This window comes from Pseudomonas sp. Root569 (assembly GCF_001427465.1).
Lineage (GTDB): Bacteria > Pseudomonadota > Gammaproteobacteria > Pseudomonadales > Pseudomonadaceae > Aquipseudomonas > Aquipseudomonas synxantha.
In genome coordinates this window covers 275,144-293,657 of sequence record NZ_LMGQ01000029.1, presented here as the reverse complement: position 1 = coordinate 293,657, position 18,514 = coordinate 275,144, and the positions used below count along the sequence as shown (strand labels likewise).

General features: G+C 54.8%; 21 protein-coding genes and 1 pseudogene. 14 read left to right on the top strand and 8 right to left on the bottom strand.

The genetic code is table 11. The annotated features are described in order from the left end of the window. Positions 1 to 3: 3 nt before the first annotated feature. A complete protein-coding gene (locus tag ASD70_RS27955) occupies positions 4 to 495 on the top strand; it encodes a sorbitol dehydrogenase (protein WP_046068962.1) in 492 nt (163 codons plus the stop codon). Then, positions 492 to 2,714: a GMC oxidoreductase gene (locus ASD70_RS27950; RefSeq protein ID WP_056848022.1), complete on the top strand. Its 2,223-nt coding sequence runs from the start codon at positions 492 to 494 to the stop codon at positions 2,712 to 2,714. The genes ASD70_RS27955 and ASD70_RS27950 overlap by 4 nt, the downstream gene beginning before the upstream one ends. A gap of 87 nt (positions 2,715 to 2,801) precedes the next feature. Here ASD70_RS27950 and ASD70_RS27945 read toward each other — a convergent pair whose 3' ends face one another. Both ASD70_RS27945 and ASD70_RS27940 read right to left on the bottom strand, forming a co-directional pair. Then, positions 2,802 to 3,323: a DUF2846 domain-containing protein gene (locus ASD70_RS27945; protein ID WP_056848021.1), complete on the bottom strand. Its 522-nt coding sequence runs from the start codon at positions 3,321 to 3,323 to the stop codon at positions 2,802 to 2,804. Between the two features lie 65 nt (positions 3,324 to 3,388). Then, complete coding sequence (locus ASD70_RS27940) at positions 3,389 to 3,991, bottom strand: hypothetical protein (RefSeq protein WP_056848020.1); 603 nt, start codon at positions 3,989 to 3,991, stop codon at positions 3,389 to 3,391. Between the two features lie 525 nt (positions 3,992 to 4,516). Here ASD70_RS27940 and ASD70_RS27935 point away from each other — a divergent pair. The 6 genes from ASD70_RS27935 (at position 4,517) to ASD70_RS27910 (ending at position 8,594) form a co-directional block, all read left to right on the top strand. After that, positions 4,517 to 4,747: a DUF6124 family protein gene (locus ASD70_RS27935; RefSeq protein WP_056848019.1), complete on the top strand. Its 231-nt coding sequence runs from the start codon at positions 4,517 to 4,519 to the stop codon at positions 4,745 to 4,747. 178 nt (positions 4,748 to 4,925) lie between these two features. Further along, complete coding sequence (locus ASD70_RS27930) at positions 4,926 to 5,501, top strand: TetR/AcrR family transcriptional regulator (RefSeq protein ID WP_056848018.1); 576 nt, start codon at positions 4,926 to 4,928, stop codon at positions 5,499 to 5,501. Between the two features lie 377 nt (positions 5,502 to 5,878). Beyond that, positions 5,879 to 6,433 carry an OsmC family protein gene (locus ASD70_RS27925; protein ID WP_056848017.1) on the top strand — a complete coding sequence of 185 codons (555 nt, stop codon included), beginning with the start codon at positions 5,879 to 5,881 and terminating at the stop codon, positions 6,431 to 6,433. 69 nt (positions 6,434 to 6,502) lie between these two features. Next, entirely contained in the window at positions 6,503 to 7,276 is a 774-nt protein-coding gene (locus tag ASD70_RS27920; protein ID WP_056848016.1) for an SDR family NAD(P)-dependent oxidoreductase, read from the top strand. A 225-nt stretch (positions 7,277 to 7,501) separates the two neighbouring features. Then, positions 7,502 to 8,200 carry a DsbA family oxidoreductase gene (locus tag ASD70_RS27915; RefSeq protein ID WP_056848015.1) on the top strand — a complete coding sequence of 233 codons (699 nt, stop codon included), beginning with the start codon at positions 7,502 to 7,504 and terminating at the stop codon, positions 8,198 to 8,200. A 64-nt stretch (positions 8,201 to 8,264) separates the two neighbouring features. Further along, positions 8,265 to 8,594: a thioredoxin family protein gene (locus ASD70_RS27910; RefSeq protein ID WP_056848014.1), complete on the top strand. Its 330-nt coding sequence runs from the start codon at positions 8,265 to 8,267 to the stop codon at positions 8,592 to 8,594. Between the two features lie 225 nt (positions 8,595 to 8,819). Here the strand turns inward: ASD70_RS27910 and ASD70_RS27905 are convergent, their stop codons facing one another. From ASD70_RS27905 to ASD70_RS27895, 3 genes are read right to left on the bottom strand one after another with little or no spacing between them, the layout of a single operon-like run. Beyond that, on the bottom strand, positions 8,820 to 9,038 hold the full coding sequence (locus ASD70_RS27905; RefSeq protein ID WP_056848013.1) for a tautomerase family protein: 219 nt from the start codon (positions 9,036 to 9,038) through the stop codon (positions 8,820 to 8,822). Positions 9,039 to 9,068: 30 nt separating this feature from the next. Beyond that, positions 9,069 to 10,175 carry an alkene reductase gene (locus ASD70_RS27900; protein WP_056848012.1) on the bottom strand — a complete coding sequence of 369 codons (1,107 nt, stop codon included), beginning with the start codon at positions 10,173 to 10,175 and terminating at the stop codon, positions 9,069 to 9,071. Between the two features lie 45 nt (positions 10,176 to 10,220). Beyond that, entirely contained in the window at positions 10,221 to 10,553 is a 333-nt protein-coding gene (locus tag ASD70_RS27895) for a carboxymuconolactone decarboxylase family protein (RefSeq protein WP_056848011.1), read from the bottom strand. A gap of 252 nt (positions 10,554 to 10,805) precedes the next feature. On the opposite strand from ASD70_RS27895, the pseudogene ASD70_RS29710 reads away from it, so the two are divergent. Beyond that, positions 10,806 to 11,162 (top strand): annotated as a pseudogene (locus ASD70_RS29710) (IS5/IS1182 family transposase); the annotation flags it as partial. A 105-nt stretch (positions 11,163 to 11,267) separates the two neighbouring features. Here ASD70_RS29710 and ASD70_RS29050 read toward each other — a convergent pair. After that, positions 11,268 to 11,414 (bottom strand): hypothetical protein, encoded by a 147-nt coding sequence (locus ASD70_RS29050; protein WP_156382957.1) that lies wholly within the window; start codon positions 11,412 to 11,414, stop codon positions 11,268 to 11,270. A gap of 524 nt (positions 11,415 to 11,938) precedes the next feature. On the opposite strand from ASD70_RS29050, the gene ASD70_RS27890 reads away from it, so the two are divergent. Both ASD70_RS27890 and ASD70_RS29870 read left to right on the top strand, forming a co-directional pair. Beyond that, complete coding sequence (locus ASD70_RS27890; protein ID WP_046068966.1) at positions 11,939 to 12,172, top strand: DUF6124 family protein; 234 nt, start codon at positions 11,939 to 11,941, stop codon at positions 12,170 to 12,172. An 896-nt stretch (positions 12,173 to 13,068) separates the two neighbouring features. Next, a complete protein-coding gene (locus tag ASD70_RS29870; protein ID WP_330219692.1) occupies positions 13,069 to 14,103 on the top strand; it encodes a polymorphic toxin type 44 domain-containing protein in 1,035 nt (344 codons plus the stop codon). A gap of 773 nt (positions 14,104 to 14,876) precedes the next feature. Here the strand turns inward: ASD70_RS29870 and ASD70_RS27875 are convergent. Continuing rightward, positions 14,877 to 15,758 (bottom strand): LysR family transcriptional regulator, encoded by an 882-nt coding sequence (locus tag ASD70_RS27875; protein ID WP_082561491.1) that lies wholly within the window; start codon positions 15,756 to 15,758, stop codon positions 14,877 to 14,879. A 109-nt stretch (positions 15,759 to 15,867) separates the two neighbouring features. Here ASD70_RS27875 and ASD70_RS27870 point away from each other — a divergent pair, with 109 nt between their 5' ends. After that, a complete protein-coding gene (locus ASD70_RS27870) occupies positions 15,868 to 16,287 on the top strand; it encodes a tautomerase family protein (protein WP_046071936.1) in 420 nt (139 codons plus the stop codon). Positions 16,288 to 16,385: 98 nt separating this feature from the next. Continuing rightward, positions 16,386 to 16,904, top strand: a complete 519-nt coding sequence (locus ASD70_RS27865) for a hypothetical protein (RefSeq protein ID WP_156382956.1) — start codon at positions 16,386 to 16,388, stop codon at positions 16,902 to 16,904. Between the two features lie 158 nt (positions 16,905 to 17,062). On the opposite strand, the gene ASD70_RS27860 is transcribed toward ASD70_RS27865, so the two are convergent. Then, a complete protein-coding gene (locus tag ASD70_RS27860; protein ID WP_056848007.1) occupies positions 17,063 to 17,578 on the bottom strand; it encodes a GNAT family N-acetyltransferase in 516 nt (171 codons plus the stop codon). 120 nt (positions 17,579 to 17,698) lie between these two features. Here ASD70_RS27860 and ASD70_RS27855 point away from each other — a divergent pair, with 120 nt between their 5' ends. Next, the gene (locus ASD70_RS27855) at positions 17,699 to 18,178 is read left to right on the top strand and encodes a GNAT family N-acetyltransferase (protein WP_056848006.1); all 480 of its coding nucleotides are present in this window, start codon (positions 17,699 to 17,701) and stop codon (positions 18,176 to 18,178) included. Positions 18,179 to 18,514 lie beyond the last annotated feature (336 nt).

Sequence of the window (18,514 nt, the reverse complement as noted above, 5' to 3'; positions counted from 1 at the left end):
GCCATGAGCGACCCGAACCTGCAAGACTTCATCGACCTGTCCGCTGTGCTCACTGGCCTGTCAGCCAAACTGCTGGCGCCTTCCCCCGACCCGATCAAACTGCCGCCGCTGTTCTTCGCCACGGCCCAGCAGGGCATGGGCGCTGCTGCGTTCAGCAACCTGCTGGGGCTGTACGCCAGCATCAAGGGCCAACCGCCTGCGCAAATCGCCAGCGCCGTGCTCGGCAACTCGGACCCGCAGATCGCCCAGGGCGCCCGCTCGATCATGAAGCTGTGGCTGCTTGGCAGCTGGTACCAGCCTTATAACCAAGGCACCGCCCACAAGGGTGACACCCGCGTGGTCTCCGACCAGGCCTACAAGGAAAGCTGGGCGTGGAAGATCGCCCAATCCCACCCCATGGGCTACAGCCAGTACCACTTCGGTTACTGGGCCGAGCAGCCACCGACCCTCAAGCAATTCACCGGTGTCGACGCCAAGGAAGGGCAGCAGCCATGAGCACTCTACACACCCAGAACATCGAAACCGCCGATGTGATCGTCGTGGGCGCCGGCATGGCCGGCAGCGTCATGGCCTATCAGTTGGGCCTGGCCGGCTTGAAAGTGCTGGTGCTCGAGTCGGGCCCGGCGATACCGCCTAACCGCAGCGAGTACCTGGAGCGTTTCTACACTGCCGTGTTCAAGTCGCCCGAGTCGCCCTACCCACCGGAGCAGACCGAGCAGACCCCGGCCAAACAGTTCGCCCCGCGAGCGACTATCCAGGACTTGATCACTGCCGGCAGCGACGACCCGGACAAGGTGCAGAAGAGCTACCTGGTACAAAAGGGGCCGCACCTGTTCGCCAGCACCTACGAGCGGGTAGGCGGCGGCACCATGTGGCACTGGATGGGCACGGCCCTGCGCCTGTTGCCCAACGACTTTCGCATGCGCACTGCGTACAACGTCGGGGTCGACTGGCCGATCAGCTACGACGACCTGCAAACCGCCTACTGCCGCGCCGAGCAAGAGATTGGCGTCTCCGCCGATGTCGCGTCGCAGACCTACCTGGGCGTGACCTTCCCTCAGGGCTATCAATACAGCATGCACGGCATCCCGCCGTCGTTGGTCGACCAGGGCCTGGGCAAAGCCATCAATGGCACGCAGTACCTGGGCATCACCCTCAACGTGCGGCAGACTCCGGCCGGGCGCAACTCGCAGAACGACAACGGCCGCCGGGTGTGCGCCGGCAACACCAGCTGCACGCCGATCTGCCCGATCCAGGCCAAGTACGATGCCACCGTGACCATGGCCAAGGCACTGGATACCGGCAACGTACGTATCCTCTACCAGGCCGTGGCGAGCCAGGTGCAGGTCGATGCCAACGGGGTCACGGGTATCGATTTCATCCAGTACCAGAACAACGGCACGCACCAGAACGGCACGGCCCAGGGCAAGCGCTACGTGATCGCCGCCCACGCGATCGAAACGCCGAAGCTGCTGCTCAACTCCATCGGCCCGCACAGCCCTAAAGGGGTCGCCAACAGCAGCGGCCAGGTCGGCCAGGCGTTGGCCGATCACCCGGTGTACCTGGCCTGGGGCCTGATGCCCGAAGGCAAGCCGCTGTTCCCGTTCCGCGGGCCGTTGTCCAGCTCGGGGATCGAGGACATGCGCGATGGCCCGTTCCGCAGCCAGCGTGCCGCCTGGCGTATCGAGATCGGCAACGAGGGTTGGAACTGGTCGGTAAACGACCCCTACACCTCGGTCTGCGATTTCATCGACGGCACCAACCATGGCGGCGCCAACCCCAATAACCAGGTGTTGTCCGGCGTGGCGCTGGTGCAGCAGCTCAACAGTGTGCTGACCCGCCAGTTCCGCCTGGGCTTCTTGATCGAGCAGGTCGAGAAAGACCCCGACAAAGCGCTGTGCCGGGTAGAGAGGGCCGAGGGGTTCACCGACGGTTTGGGCCTGACCAGGCCACAGATCACCTACGAACTGTCCGACTACACCAAGGAGGGCTTCAAGCAGGCGCGCCTGGCCGCCACGCATATCATCACCAAGCTGATGGGCGCCACCGAGCTGACCGACCTGAACCCTGAGCTCAAGCCCGGCTCGCAAACGGTGTTCAAGTACGACGGCCAGAACTACGCGTTCTTCGGCGCTGGCCACCTGATGGGCACCTACCGCATGGGCTCGGACCGCACCAAGTCAGTGGTGAACAAGGACCAGCGCAGTTGGGACCACCCCAACCTGTTCCTGGTCGGCGACGGCGTGTTCCCCACCACCGGCACTGCCAACCCGACCTTGACCATCACCGCGCTGACCTTCCAGGCCGCCGACGTGGTCGCCAGCGACCTGCTCAAGCGTACCGTGCAGGTGCAAGCCAACCAGGCCTGGCAGGGCACCGGCGTGCAGGTCAACGGGCATAGCTGGCAACTGGCGGTGTGCACCGGCGGGCAGTGGACGGCCAACCCGGGCACCGGCATGGTCGGCGCGGCGGGCAACTCAAGGTTGACCGCCAAGCCCGGCTATACCTTGCCCGGTCAAGCGGAAGGCGCGTTGATCGGGCGTATCGGCAACAGCGGCGCGCCGTTTTTGGTCGGCAACCAGGCGCAATTGCCGCGTGGCCAGCAGGGGGAGTTGCAGTTGTGCATCAATGACGACCTGACCGGACGTTACGGGGCTGGCCTGAGCGATAACAGGGGCAGCCTGTCGGTGGAGGTGCGTTTCGGGACGGTGTAAGCGCTGGCATAGCAACCCCACAGTGCTGCGGTATTGTGGGGCTGCTCTCTGTCGGCAAGTTGGCTTTTGACGAAGTGGGACGCCCGGTTACCGTGCGGTTGCCGGCAACTCCTGGCACCACTTGATAGAACGCAGCGCTTCCTCGGCAGGCACAAGCGCGTAGCGCGAGTAAAACATTGTTCCACCGAAACTACCCTCGTCGACTTCACCCAAGGTCTGCCCGTCCTTGTAGGCAGAGATGCTGAGTTGGTCGGCGATGTAATACACCTTGCCATTCTCGACGTTGATATCGAAACGTTTGTTCACCATACCGCTGATGATCGGTGGCGAGGTGGAGGCGATGCTGTGCTTGCCGGCGGGCATGCCGGCCTTGAAAAAACTACCGGAAGGCAAGCTGCCGACAGCGCGGCCATCGACCTGAATGGTCGGGGCCACCCCGTCACCGATGCTGGCCGCCGTGCGATAGAAGTACACCGTGGCCTCATCCGCACGGGGCTCTGCCGGTGATGTGAAGAATGGTTGGCCTTTGAGGTCCGGACCGCTGATGCAACCGGTCAGTGAGGCCAGGGCTGCGAACAGGCCGGCCCAGAGTAGCGTAGAGCGCTTCATGGCATGAAATTCCTTGAACGTGGATCAATGGGCGTCGGGGTTGATGACTGTCACCGTTACCGGATTCAGATCGTGCACAGCCCTTTACCGAAGTCAGTGGCATCAGAACTCGGCCAAGGCGCAAAACCACTCTTCGGCGTCAGATTCACGATGTTGCGGTCCTTGAGCATCGGGTACTTGCGCTTGAGCGCCTGCACCGTGTCCTCGGCATTGTTGACGTTGGACAAGCAAAAACGCAGGGCATCGGCGCGCAGATCGCCGATATAGAGGGTTTCCCCGGCCTTCACCGAGAAAACCGCAGGCACAGGGCGCGCCATCGATTTTCCCGCGTAATATACGTAATGCCACTGCGTGTACTCATACTCACCCGGCGGCACTTCATACATGAAGTAATGGCCCAGCACAGAGGGTGATGGCTGATCATCTTCATTGCCCAAGGTCGTCAGCCGTATTGCGGTGCCGGGTGCGCCCTGTTGGTCGATTTCAACCACCAGCCCATGGGCCTGCATCATCGGAAAGCTCTCACCAATCGAACCCACAATGATCGCCTTACTCGGGTCCGGCGCGTGCTTGCCCTCGTAGCGTGACGCCGCGCACCCGGACAGAAGCGTCGCGCAAAGTGCGACTGCAGCCCAGACAAGATATTTACTGCTGACTTTCCCTAGCATTGGTCTTTTTTCCGATCAGTAATCTTGCAGTTCGTAGAGCCCAGCCGAGCGAACCAAACGTTCGCACATCTGGTGCTTCGTTGCTGGCTCGTCGGCATCTATTGTCCAGCTACCCGCACCTTGATAACAACCCACTCTTGACCCACTCCTGTAGGAGCGAGCTTGCTCGCGAAAAACCCAAACGATAACGCAGCGCCTGAAGGCAAAATCCGATTCCCTCGCCACGGCTTGCTCCATTGCCTACGCGTGCGTCAGAATCCGCCGGCTTGTGCGCTGGGGTGGCCGTCTCTAAGGTGGCTCGGTCGCTGAATTGTTCAGTGATCGGGTTTAGTAGCCCACTTTTAGACCTAACAAGTGCACAAGCTTCATCCATCAGACGTTCCCGTCTGTGCTTGATGGTGGCTGTGCGCAGGGCGTCCTCGGACGCGCCGGTTTTGTTAGGTTCCACCGGTCTACTAACCTGCGTACAGCTACCGCCCTATTGTTTAGTAGCGATGGGAAGTGGCCCAAGCAAGGAACTTAACCATGGTTAACGATTCAACCACGCTCTATACCGTAGCCCCCAACGCCACCAACGAAAGCCTCATCACCAACAGCTACGAAACCTTCACCAGCGTCAGCACCCTGCTGCTCGACCTGTCCGAAGACCTCAACGGCAAACACCGCGACATCGCCCTGGCGATCCACCAACTGAGCGAACTGGGCGTACTCCTCACCGCCAGACTCCTAGACCGCGAAGTGCCCTGCTCTGGCTGATGATCAGTTCTTCAACTTATTAGACCGATGACTCGCCGCGTCGTCGTAAGCCACATGCAACGACTCGGCGATTTAGTGCTTGATGGCCGCTTTCGGCCAGTTGCAACCGTTCGTGAGCGCTGTCTTCCGAGGGGGGACTAACTTATGATATCTGAATGATAAATTTGGATGCGGCATCATGAGCACACGTTCAGACCTATTGACCATCGCTGAAACTCTGTTGCGCACGAAAGGCTACGCGGCCTTCAGCTATGCCGACCTTGCGGACGAGATCGGCATCAAGAAGGCGAGTATTCACCATCATTTCCCCACCAAGGAAGGCTTGGCGATAGCTATTATTGAGAGCTACCTGTTCCGGTTTAGAAAGCAACTGGACACTATCAATGAAGAAAACGCCGGCGTTGTGGAACGGTTGCAGGCTTTCGCATTGATGTTTGCCCAAAGTAGCAAAAATGGGATGCTTCCACTCTGTGGAGCCTTGGCAGCAGAGCTGCTGGCCCTCCCTGAAAGCCTTAAGGATATGACACGAGTCTTTTTTGAAATCCATCTCAATTGGCTTCAGAGTAACATTAGCCTGGGCCAGGAAATGGGTGAGATCAAGCCTGAGCTGGACTGTACTAAAGTCTCCAGGCTCATACTGAATACCTTGGAAGGCGGCAGCTTTGTATCTTGGGCGCTGGGGGGCGACTACGAACAGTCATCGGGACTGGATTTCGTCCTGGCAGCCCTTCGCACCACCTCACCTCATAATTAATACCAGACCCAATTATTATTGAATATTTTTGCGATCGAATAAGTTCTGCTTGTTCGATTGTGCTGCGCGCTAATAAAAACTTTCGAACGTAACCAATACAATTAAAACATTATTGCGAACACCCAAATAATTTCCTCCTCGTCTTGCAGGCACTCGCCGATTCACCCCCCTTTCCCCATGCAATAATAAAAACCCTAAACCCTGAATCTCTACTTTAAAACGCGGAGTGCTTCCGCATATTTCAAAAAGTCATAAGCCCGATAGTTCTTGAGGCTTTTAGGCCATTAAGGCATTGCTATTGATTATAAGCCTACCACTTGGTAGGCTTGTTTCTCTTCCGGTCAAATTGCCCGGCTTATCTGAAGAGGAACGACCACATGATCAGCAATCTGAATGGTATCGATGTAGCCGCACTGCAGAATTTCGCCGAAGGCGTTGCTGGGGATGCGAGCAAGCGCCACGCGAGCTTCAACGTTAAGACCGAGTGGAAAGGCCAGACTCGCTCTGTAGCTAAAGTCAGCCGTTACAGCCTGGCTGGTGAGACCTACTCGCGTGATTTCGAAATCGTCGCCGACGAGCCGAATGAATTGCTGGGCGAAAACACCGCGCCGAACCCTCAAGAACTACTCATGGCTGCTCTCAACGCCTGCATGTCGGTCGGCTATGCCGCCAATGCTGCGTTGATGGGCATCAAAATTCACAGCCTGGAGATCGAGACTGACGGCACCCTCGACCTACGCGGTTTCCTGGGCATCGACGAAAGCGTTAACCCAGGCTATGACGAGGTGAGTGTCGTGATTCGTCTGCACACAAATGCCTCCCGTGAGCGCGTAGTGGAACTGCACAACGTGGTACTCAAGACCTCGGTCAACTACGCAAACTTCTCTAAAGCCATCCGCATGCTCCCTAAGCTCGAAGTTATCGAAGGCTAACCGTCCTGCCACAGGTCAGCATGGCACCTGGCCGCTGACCCCCTCACTTATCTGATACCGGAGTCTGTAATGAGCAATTTCTTTAAGGGCAAAAAATTATTGGTCGTCGGCGGCACAAGCGGCATGGGCCTGGAAACAGCGCGCCAGTTTTTAAAGGCGGGTGGCAGCGTGGTTCTCACCGGCAGTAAACAGAATAAAGCCGACACCGTACGCGCAGAGCTGAGTCCGCTGGGGAACGTATCAGTGATCGTTGCCAACCTCATGACCGAGGAAGGGATGAATCATGTACGCAACGAAATCAATGCCAACCATAGTGACATCGGCTTCATGGTGAACTCTGCCGGCATATTCGTTCCCAAGCCGTTCATCGAGCACGATGAGGCTGACTACGACATGTACCTGGATCTGAACCGCGCCACATTCTTTATCACACAGGCAGTGGTTAAAAATATGCTTGCTGCCAAGCGCGAAGGCTCCATTGTCAACGTCGGTTCGATTGGCGCACAGGCCGCGCTGGCCGGCTCTCCAGCAACCGCTTATTCGATGGCGAAGGCCGGCCTGCACGCAGTCACCCGAAACCTGGCAATTGAATTGGCTCACTCAGGTATCCGAGTCAATGCCGTTTCGCCTGGTATTGTTCACACCTCGATCTATGAAGGCTTCATGGACAAGGAAGCGATCCCGGATGCGATGAAGTCGCTAAACGATTTCCACCCGCTGGGTCGAGTCGGTGTTCCTGAAGACGTCGCCAACACCATCCTTTTCTTACTCTCCGATAAAACCTCCTGGGTGACCGGTGCTATCTGGGACGTTGATGCTGGGGTGATGGCGGTACGTGCCTAAACACCGAGGCAAGCGCTGCGTATAGCACCTCCACTCGGGACGCTTTCAGCCATGCTACTGAGCTACGCGCAAACACAGAGCTATGCCTTCATGCCCCAGGGCATGTTGGAGGGCGCAAGCCGCATTGATTAGACACTGGGTCGCTCAGCCGACCCGTTGGCTGGCTCTAACCATTTGCTTGAAATGGCCGCAATGCAATCTTCACTTCTGCGTGCAGGATAAATTATGCAAACCCCTTCGAAAAAATACGTAGTCGATATCTGGTCGGATTATGTTTGTCCCTGGTGCTGGATTGCCAAGCGTCGTTTTGAAAAAGCGCTCGAAAACTTCCCGCAGAAAGATGATGTACAGGTCAACGTTCGTGCCTATCGACTGGCTGCAAATACCCCCCCTGAACCGATGATCGCGGCACTGAAACGTAAGCTCGGCAACCCAGATTCCGCAGAAGCGATGATGAATACGGTCAGTAAATATGGCCGAGGTGACGGGCTGGATTACCGCTTCGACACCATGATGTTTGGTGACACAACTGATGCTCATGTTCTGGTGAAAGCAGTTGAAGACACGACAGTCAAAAAGCGCCTTGTCGAGGCGCTGTACGAGCAAAGTACCAGCCACGGCAAGTCGCTCTTTGATCGCGCCAATTTGAGGGCGATTGCAAAAGAGGCAGGTGTTTCCGATGAGTCAATTCAGTTGGCGTGGTCATCAGTGGAGCTGCACGTTGAGATGGAAGAGGATGAGCATTGCGCGGCCCTACTGGGTTCCGGCGTACCACTTTTTGTCTTCGACAACGCGTTCTCGGTGTCAGGTGCTCAGCCAGAAACGACCTTTCTTGAGGCACTTAATCAAATGGTTGCTAAAGCGAGAACCGAGGATAGCTCATTGATGGGCCAAGTCTGCGGCATCGATGGCTGCAAAATTTGAATGGCAACGGAACGGGGGGCCTGGAAAGGTGCCCCCTTTTCCTTACACAACACGTGAGATCCAAATGAGCCGTATCGTTGAATTGAGCGCTGCCCAATTTTCCCGCTTTGTTGCTAAAGGCAGCAGTGTCGTAATGTTCTCAGCCTCCTGGTGCAAACCTTGTAAAGAGATGAAGCCGGTCTTCGTAGGCTTGGAGGAAAAGCTCCATGCTCTTGCAGTGTTTGGAACGATTGATATTGCGGCATCGCCAACGATTGCGCAGACGTATGGCATTCGCTCTGTTCCGTCCTTGGCAGTGTTCCACGAAGGCCGATTGTTGAAGGTCTTCGCTGGGTCTAAATCCGTTTCAGCCTTGAAAAAAGCAATCATCACCGAGCTGGAGGACGCTAGTTAACCAAGCATCCTCCTCGACCGGTAAGTCAAGTCAGGTACCTGTCTCTCTGCTGCAAACCTGAGCATCAATTTGTTTACGTTGGATTTCTCAAGGTAAGGATGGGCGTAAATGATCAGAATCACGGAGTAATCCCCCACAAACCTAGGGCGCTTTAAGAACGCAAAAAGCTCCCTGTTCGTTGAACTTAACCGCACTCAACGAACAGGGAGCTGCTGACCTGAAGCCTTACTCGCCGGCTTGCAGCTTCAATACTTCCTGCGCAGTTACAGGGTTGCCAGCAATACCCCAGTCTCCGCTCTTAACCTCTTCGAAGATGACCCAGGTAAGGGCACGCATGTTCTCCCCTTCCACTGACACCATTGCGTCAGTCACTTTGCGAATGACCTCGGCTTTTTGCTCGTCGGCAAAAACCCCTTCGATGCCTTTGATAGTCACGAGTGGCATAGTGTTCTCCTTAATGTATCGACTGGGATATCAGGCTTTGGCCGCTGCGTATTCGGGGTAGTCGGTGTAGCCCTTATCAATCGAACCGCTTACGCCGTAGTAGGTCGCGCGATCACCCTCGGCCAATGGCCAATCGTTCTGCATACGCTCTACCAGATCAGGGTTGGCAATGTAGGCGGTGCCAAAGGCAATCAGATCTAGCTCGCCTTTGGCCAGCTCAGACTCTGCGATCTCTTTGGTGAAGCCGCCCGCAGCCATCAAGGTGCCCTTGTACGCTTTACGGAATGCAGCGCCGAAACCTGGTGGCGTTTGCGCGGCAAGGATGGTCGGTTGGTAGTTCAGGTGAACAAATGCCAACTCTCGTTCGTTGAGGGCAGCCGCCATGCTCATCCAGGTTACGTCTTCGCCTTCGTACACACCGAAGTCGTAGAGGCGACCAAAAGGAGAAAAGCGCACGCCGATCTTCGATCCGCCGATTTCAGCAGCAATCGCGTCAATGGTTTCCAGCAGGAAGCGCTGACGATTGGCAATGGAACCACCGTACTGGTCTGTCCGAGTATTCAGTGCGCTGCTCAGGAATTGGTCGAAGAGAAAACCGTTAGCTGCCATGATTTCCACACCGTCAAAGCCGGCGTCCGTGGCCATCCGTGCGGACTTCACGAAGTCAGCGATGACGCGTTTCACTTCTTCGGTTTCCAACGCACGTGGAGCGCTGGGCTGCACCGGGCCAGCTTTGCCAGGTTCGTTCCAGGCATACACCGTGGTATCCACCGCAGGCACCGTGCCCGAGGAGACTGGCACCATGCCGTGTACCGAGGTGTGGGACATACGGCCTACGTGCCAGAGCTGCGCAAAAATCTTCCCGCCCTTGGCGTGCACAGCTTCAGTCACTTTGCGCCAGCCTGGTAAGTGCACATCTTCGTAAATGCCAGGGGTGTAAAGATAGCCGCGAGCCTCATCGGAAATGGGCAGACCTTCGGTAATCAGCAGGCCGGCAGAAGCTCGTTGCGCATAATAAAGGGCGTTGGATTCATTAGGAATGTTGTTCAAGGTTCGTGTGCGAGTCATAGGGGCCATGACAACGCGGTTTTTCAAACACATACCGGCCAGGTTGTAAGGAGTGAACAGCTTATTCATGGTTAATCTCGACGTCGTTAAGGGGGAAGAAAATCGGCGGTTGAGTCAGGACTTGTCGAACGCGTCGAGTACGTGAGTGCTGTAGACCAGCGCAGCACCAGCATTCATGTTGATGGCCACACCCAGTGCCTCTGCTACCTCTTCACTGGTTACACCGAGCTTCTTGGCTTCAGCTGCGTGGAATGCAATGCAGCCGTCGCAACGAGTCGTCACGGCCACTGCAAGGGAGATGAGCTCGCGAGTCTTGGCGTCTAGATGGTTGGTTTTCCCACCAGCGCCGCCGAGTGCGGCCATGCCTGTCATCGTTTCCGGCGACAGGCCGCTGAGCTCTACCAAACGAGTATTGATGTCTTTGCGGGTTTGCTTCCAATCTTGCATGGGATTCTCACAGGGATGGCGTTGATTGCATAAATTTAAGATACAAAACAAAGCTACCATCCAGTTGATAGGCATTCAATTGCTTCTTGGTGATATTTGATATCAGTGCAATGAATTAAATGTGGATTGTTGTTTTTAAAGGCACCGATTAAAAAGTCAAAAGGTGCGCAAAGGCCTTCAATATTCAGGTGAATACGTATCTAACTGACAGCACTTATGCCGACGTGAAAATTTGGTAAGCCTGCTGAGGATGGCCGTTTTCGGAACAGCGATCTCTTTCGCTGGCTGTTCAATGAAGTGCTGCGTCGTTGTATGGACGCAGGTTTGGTCAGGGACGAAGGCTTTGCCGTTGACGCCAGCGTCGTCAAAGCGGATGCGGGCCCGCAGCGCGGGTGCCGGGTGATAAACAGGTCAACTGGAGCGATCCGGTCTGAGCACGCGCGCGGTGCGTGAGCATCTTGAGGCACTCGATGAAGAGGCTCTGGGCGAAACGCTACCGAAGCGCCTATCGCCGACTGATCTTCAAGCTCGCACGACCGCTGCTCCCCAGCGGTCTACGCTGACTCCATGAATTATCTGGTAGATACCGAGCACGGTGTGATCATCGAAAAGGGGGCCGAAAAGGGAACAGATTTATTTTCCCTAGACATAAATCCGTCCCCTTTTCCGTCATGAGCCGGTCAACGCAGTAAATACTGCGTTGCCCGGCGGTACTTACCCCTGTTCCCAATGGATGTACGGGATAGTGCAGCCGTCGTCTGCACGACATGGCTCATTGAAAGGATTTTTGCCAACGGCTAGCGCGTTGGTGCCGAAGCCTAAAGCCAGCAAAGCAGAAAAAAGAACGATATGTAGTTTCATGAGGTTCTCCTTGAGCGACATTGCTCGCCTTAAGCGTAGTACGTGCTAGGCGGCAGGTCGCCCGCGCGCGCAGCGCTTAAAATCTAGTTCAGATTTTTCCTACACATCGTCGAGCCGATCGCTGAGCTGGGCGAAAGCGGCATAGATCAGGCGTCATGTTGAGCACTGCATCTTTCACCGCAATTGGTAGCGCCTGAAGGCAAAATCCGATTCGCGCGCCGCGGCTTGCTCCATTGCCTACGCGTGCGTCAGAATCCGCCGGCTTGTGCGCTAGGGAGGCCGTCTCTAAGGTGGCTCTGTCGCTGAATTGTTCAGTGATCGGGTTTAGTAGCCTGAGGGTTTATCCAAACAATGTGCACAAGCTTCATCGATCAGATATTGCGTCTGTGTTTGATGGTGGCTGTGCGCAGGGCACCTTCGGGTGCGCCGGCTTTGTTTGGATTCCCCGGTCTACTAACCTGCGCACAGCCGCCACCCTTATGTTTAGTAGCTAAAGGATGGTGGCCTTAAACAGGAATTCAAACATGCTCAAATCAGATTCAACCACGCTTTTCACCGTTGCCCCCAACGCCAGCAACGAAAGCCTCATCACCAACAGCTACGAAACCTTCACCAGCGTCAGCACCCTGCTGCTCGACCTGTCCGAAGACCTCAACGGCAAACAACGCGACATCGCCCTGGCCATCCACCAACTGAGCGAACTGGGCGTACTCCTCACCGCCAGACTTCTTGACCGCGAAGTGCCCTGCGCTGGCTGATGATCAGCTCTTCAACTCATTAGCCCGATGATTCGCCGCGTCGTCGTAAGCCACGTACGACGGCTCGGCGAGTTGGCTTTTGATGGTTTTGGTGCATTCAACCTCAGCAGAAGGCCCTCTGCGATGACTGGAACGGCGACTGCTTTCGGCCCAAATCGGACACTAGAAAAGTCGGGGCGACCGGTCAGTTCCCTGAACCAGTCTCCCACAGATCCGGACGTGCACAACTCACGCATCCGGCTCCTCAGTAACAGGGTTGGCTAATTCGTAACGCTTGCGCAACACCTCCAGCACCCGCCGAGCAGCCTGTTCATTGGCGAAACCAGCACCGCATCATCGGCGTACCGGTTACCCGAGCACCACGCAAGACTCGCTTCCGGTGGATGGCTGGTCCTTGCCGGACGGGGTTAGTACCCGCTGGGTTTCTTACGCCATTTCATGACGGCTTGCGCCGTTAATCCCAGGCGACCAAGCTTTGCCTGGCGCACATAAATCTGTTCCCTTTTCGATCTGGACTGTTCTACCACACCACGGCAGACTGGTTTTGCCCCCTACTGCACCACCCGTCCCCATACCCGTACTCGTACCTGGCCTAACAAAGCCCATAGTGAGAATGATTACCGTTTGTCTGAGTTATGCATAAATGCATAGATTTTTGTTGCGTTGAGCAGTGTTTATTTATACAGTGATTTTGCTTGCTGCCTGGTGTCCTTCGTCTGGTGGGTCCTAGTGACTTGAACGGTTAGTTATTGCCCACTTAAAGAGATCGCGCCTTGCTGGACTTTTAAGTTAATGAACTGCCGATTCGTTTACTAAAGACCATCTAGAAGGTTAGGTAGGAAGCTATTCAAACACAAAATGATCAAAATTCTTATACTCACTGAAGGGAATCGATAATGACAGAAAAAAATATCTTCGTTACTAGTGGCAGACCTTTTACTCCGCCAAGCAGCGGTGGTGGTAGTGGTAATTACGCAGGCTTACCAGCGGAGCCGAGTTTCACACGGCCTACTGCTGGGGTTGAGTTTATGTATCAATCCTTAACAGACCAAGCTGAGGAGCTATTGTTTGACTCTAGCGCGGCCACTCGAAAATATTATGCGGATGAACAAAAGAAAATACCAGAGCGTGTAAGTAACAAAATAGCTGACATTGAATCTAAAGTTTCCAGCAATACTGGAAAGTTGGTTGATAAGGCACAGCTAAGAATCTACAGCATCACAAAAATCATGGTAGAAAACTCAAATAACTATGTAGAAAAAGTTAATGCCGCCAAGGCTTTTGACGGTGCCGACCCAACTCTCGGCTGGCGATATTCTCATGGTAACTATGGGCCTGATTTTTACCAATCAGTCTTTGTCTGGAAGGATTCTTTTCGTGCCGCCTATGATGCAAAGTTGTTGGTAGAAGAGAATGATGCTTTGTACACTCACCTCATCGCCGCAAACGGGATGCTTGCAACTGCTCAAGCCGCGGAAGCTGCTGCGATTGCAGCCCAAGCCGAATCACAGGCAAAGCTCCTGAGGGATGCTGAAGAGCAGGCTCGTCTCGGTCAATATCCTGCTGCCCCGCCTGGAGTATCACTTGACCAAAACCTACAAGAAGCGTTAAATCAATATAAACAGAATCCAGGGTCTCCACTTGTTTACACTTGGTTCTATCTCAAAGTTCGAAATAGCGCCCCTTGGGATTACAAGCAGATTGCGCGCCTACACGAAAACTTCGGAAACTTTAACTATGGCGCTACTGGGACAGCAGCAGGCATTCCAGACGTTGTACTTTTGAGGGCTGCCGGTGCAGCACAGAGTGTTGCTGGTAGTTCATCAGCAGACTTTGGGAAATGGTGGTCGGAAGAGCCCTACGGGGATGATCCGGTAGATCAAGTATGGATCAAAGCAGGCATTGATTATGCGAAGTCAAAAGGGTACTAAGCTTAGTATATGGATACTTCTGATTATTTGTATCGGCCAAGGAATATACATATATTTTTCTGAGCCCACTAGGCCGCCCCCCACAAAGGTTGTTTCTGTCACGAACGTGGGTGAAGGTGGCGCTATTTATGAAATTTTATACGACTCAGGAGGGGCTACTGTTCCCATAATCTATAGATATTTCCTCATGGATGTTCAGGAGAACGATCAGGAGGTGCTTAAAAAGTCCACGGAGCGAGAGCCATTTCTTGTTACTAAAAGCTCTAATGCGGTTCGTAAAGTCATTGGTGATAGCGTTAAGTTAAAAACTAACGAGACCATTTATGACTTTCACAACGTATCAATATATAAAAATAATGGTAAAATCAATATCGTAACATTTGATTTGGTTTCTACCGTTAAATAGAACCGAAAAAGGGGACAGATTTATTTTCCTAGAAATAAATCCGTCCCCTTTTTCCCTCCATAGTCTCGCGCAACAGGCCCCCACAACATGTCACTTCTGTAGGAGCGAGCTTGCTCGCGAAAACCCCGAACGATAACGCAACGCCTGAAATTCCCCAGCCGCACCTTGCTCCATTGCCTACGCCTGCGTCAGCACCCCTGCTGCTCGACCTGTCCGAAGACCTCAACGACAAACACCGCGACTTGGCTTTTGAAGGTTTTGGTGCATTCCGCCTCAGCGCAAAGCCCTCTGCCATGACGGGAGATGCGACTGCTTTCGGCCAGAAGCGGACCTTCATCGTCCGAATTGAAAGCCCACGTTTTTTACCTCAGGGATTTGTAAATGCTCTGCCAAATTTGCTGGCAAGCATTTCCCGTACAGCACCGACCAAATCAGACTCGCCAGCACGCGCAGGTAACAGGCTGAACTCAACATCGGGTAAAGTCGGCAAGCGGAGGGCCGGCCGGCAAACCTCTGCCCCCAGCGGAACCGCGGAGGCATTCAGACAAGCGACGCCCAGCCCTGCCATCAGTGCTGATTGCAGCCCTGCCACACCGGACGCGGAATGGGCAATCACATAAGGCACTTTGTGTGCGTCCAGCGTCTCTCGGGTTAGACGTTGGAGGCTGCATCCCTCCGGCAGCACCAAAAGTGGCAACACGCTATCTTCTTCACCCTTCGGCTCTAACCCCGAGGCTGATACCCAATGCAATGCTTCCCGACGCACCGGAATACCCTCGGGAAAGCTGCGGCCGTCGAGTATGCGCATTGAAAGGCCGATATCAAAGTCTCCAACATCTGCCCCGTCCTCTATTTGCAGGCTCTTTCGCACCGACACATGCACTCGAAGGCGTGGGTAGCTCAGGCGCAGTTGTTTCAATAACTCAGCAATCGAGCCAGGTAAGAAGTAGTCGGTGATTGCCAATCTTAATTCGCCGGCGAACGTCACTCCACGTACGTCTTCAAGAGCGCGATCACTCAAGGCCAATAGTTCTCGTGCATGCGCCATCAATCGCTGCCCCGCCGGCGTAGGCCGAACCCCCTTTTTGCCCCGTTCCAGCAGCGTTACACCGGTGAATGCTTCGAGCTTACGTAATTGTTCGCTCAACGCCGATTGCGACCGGCATAAGTGCGGCGCTGCTTTCGAAAGGCTGCCTGAATCGATGGCAACGGTGAAAGATCGCAAGAGATCCAAGTCAAGGGGTCGCATGTTCATCCTGCTGTTTTTACGATAGATAGATGCATATCTTCCGGCTTTTCAGCGGCATCGCAACTTCTTACTCTGCGCTGGACATTCATTATCCGCAAAGGAGTTCAACATGCCCGGCATTACACTCAAGATTTCTGGCGAGCCAAACCTTGACCTGATCCATAGCATCGTCCCCAAACTCACCACTCTGACCTGTGAACTACTGGAAAAACGACCGGATCAGACATTGGTAATGGTGCAGTTCCTTCCTCATGCGCAGTGGTTCATCGACAGTCGTTCGCTGGCCCAACAAGGGCTTAACTCCTTCCGTCTGGAGGTCACCATCACAGATGAAACCAATACCAAGGCCCAGAAGGCACGCTTTCTGCGCGAGGCTTTCGAACTGTTGGCAACAGAAATAGGAAATGTACATGCGCACTCAAACATCCATGTGATCGACTGCCGTGCCAGTGCCTACGGCTATGGTGGGTTGAGCCAGGAGTACAAGCTCCATCACCCTTACTCCCCAGATTCACCTCGTCCGGCATAAAGGAGTTCACATAGGTACTGACTTCGGTGGGATGACCGCTTTGGGTCGAAAGCAGTCAACCACGACCGGCAACCATCGACCCGGAGCTGACCAGGTCAATGGAGCGCATCATCTACTGGCATCGGTTAGAATCCTCAGCTTATTTCGACAACGCTTGCTACAAACGAGGAAATTCCATGGCGAGGATGGCCGCTGTTTTCACTTTACTGAGTTGCATGGCGTCAACCTCGGCATTGGCGGCGTCTGATTGTCCGTTTCCGCAGGGAATGCAGGCATCCATCGGTGCATCGAAGCAAGCTATTGCGGCCAGGCAAGCGGGCGTCGCCAAGGATGATCTGCTCACCAAAATTTCCCCCGCGGCCAACGGGCAGATGTCCCAGATGCTAAAGAGTATCGTCGACGAGGTTTACGATTATCCGGCACTGCTGCCCGAGGTATATGCCGCCTTCCGGTTCGAGCGCTGCTTTGTTTCGCAGCAGCACGCCGAACAGGTGGCGGCTATGAAATTTGCCGATGCGTATCCGCTGCTGAAGAAATGCGAACAGCTCGACCCGGAAGGGGCTCGACCGCCTTGTGCAATGCGCGTAGTGCATACTGTGACCGGAATTCCCGAGTAAACGATCCGTTAATTTGCTTGCGGGAAGGCATGCTGTGTTGCTGCGTCCTGAAATCGAGAGCGAGAGGTCGTCTCCATCCTTGTTCGCATCGAAGGTCCGCTTCTGGCCGATTTCTGCCGTTCGTGAAGGGCAGCGCCCGGCCACACTGATACCCAGAGTTAAACCACCGGTATCTGATATACAACCGAATCATATTTCTCCGACGTCCGCCTCTCAATGACAACTCCCCCCAAAGCTTCGGCAATACATCGACTCGCACGATTCTGCGTCGCAACAGGGTAGATAAAGTGCTTTGCCACCACCCACTGGCTAGCCCACTGAACAACCGCCCGCACCGCTTCACCACCAAACCCCAGCCCATGTTTATCTTCACGGATCCAGATACCCAACTCCGGTGTTTCACTGCCAGTATGGTGCAGCCCGACCAAGCCGGTAAAACGGGCATCAGCCAGTTCCCTGACCGTGAACACGATGTCGCTGCCATCCGCTATCGCAGGCAGCCATTGCCGCCAGACTTGCGCGTATTCCTCCAGAGAGGCAGGCGGTTCCCAGGACATGTAGCGAGTCAGAGACGGTGTGAGGCAAGGGAAGGACTCAGCGGCGTCCTGCTCACAAAAGGGCTCAATGCTAAGGCGTTGCGAGAGAATGCGGATTGGGTGGGTGTCTACTGGCATTGCAATTTCCTTTCTGGGGGGCCGTTACTCCATTTATGCCGTGAACATACCATGCGGGTCGCTTCATCAGTATCAGGCTCTCTATACTGGGCCCCCAGGATGGTAGTTGGAGCACACCATATGCCCGTCGCACCCAATCAAAATTCCCCCATCATTTTGATCCCCGCTCAACAGAGCGACTTGGATAATCTTGTAGCCATTCGAATTGAGGCCATGCGCGAGAGTCTGGAGCGTGTTGGGCGGTTTGATCCGGTCCGTGCGCGGGAGCGGTTTCTTAGCGGCTTTGAAGCTCGCAACACACGCTACATCGAGGCAGCTGGAGAGCGGGTGGGTTTCGTGGTGGTCAAACTTCACCACAATGAACTCTTGCTCGACCACTTGTATGTAAGGCCGAGCGCGCAAGGATCAGGGGTGGGGTCTGCTGTTCTCACGCAGATTTTCAAAGAGGCGGATGCAGCTGCGCTTCCTATTAAAGTGGGTGCTCTCAAAGAAAGTGCTTCCAATCGCTTTTATACCCGCCATGGCTTCCAGTTCATCGAAAGCAGTGAATTCGACAATTATTATGTTCGTCAGAATGTTCCGGCGATTGGCCCAGCTTGATAGCTGGATATGATGCGCCTCAACGTACGCAAAGCTCTGCCTTTTCAACAGGCACGTTTTCAGCTTGGCCAGCCGGGTTCAAGCGCTACAACGCGACCAGGCACTGGCCACCGCTCAACAGAAGCTGTTCATAGTGCTGAACCGCCTTTGGGGTGAAGCGGAAGGTTTGGTGGCAGGGTTAGCGGCAGTGGTAAAGACTCTCGCTGCGCAGTTCCTCGCCACTGTGGTGATAGCCGGTAGCGGCAATCAGGACCACTGCGCAAGTTATTGAAATTGAAGGGTTGCAGGCTGGATATGTGTTAGTTTCTGCAGGTTGTGAAATCGTTATTCATCCGA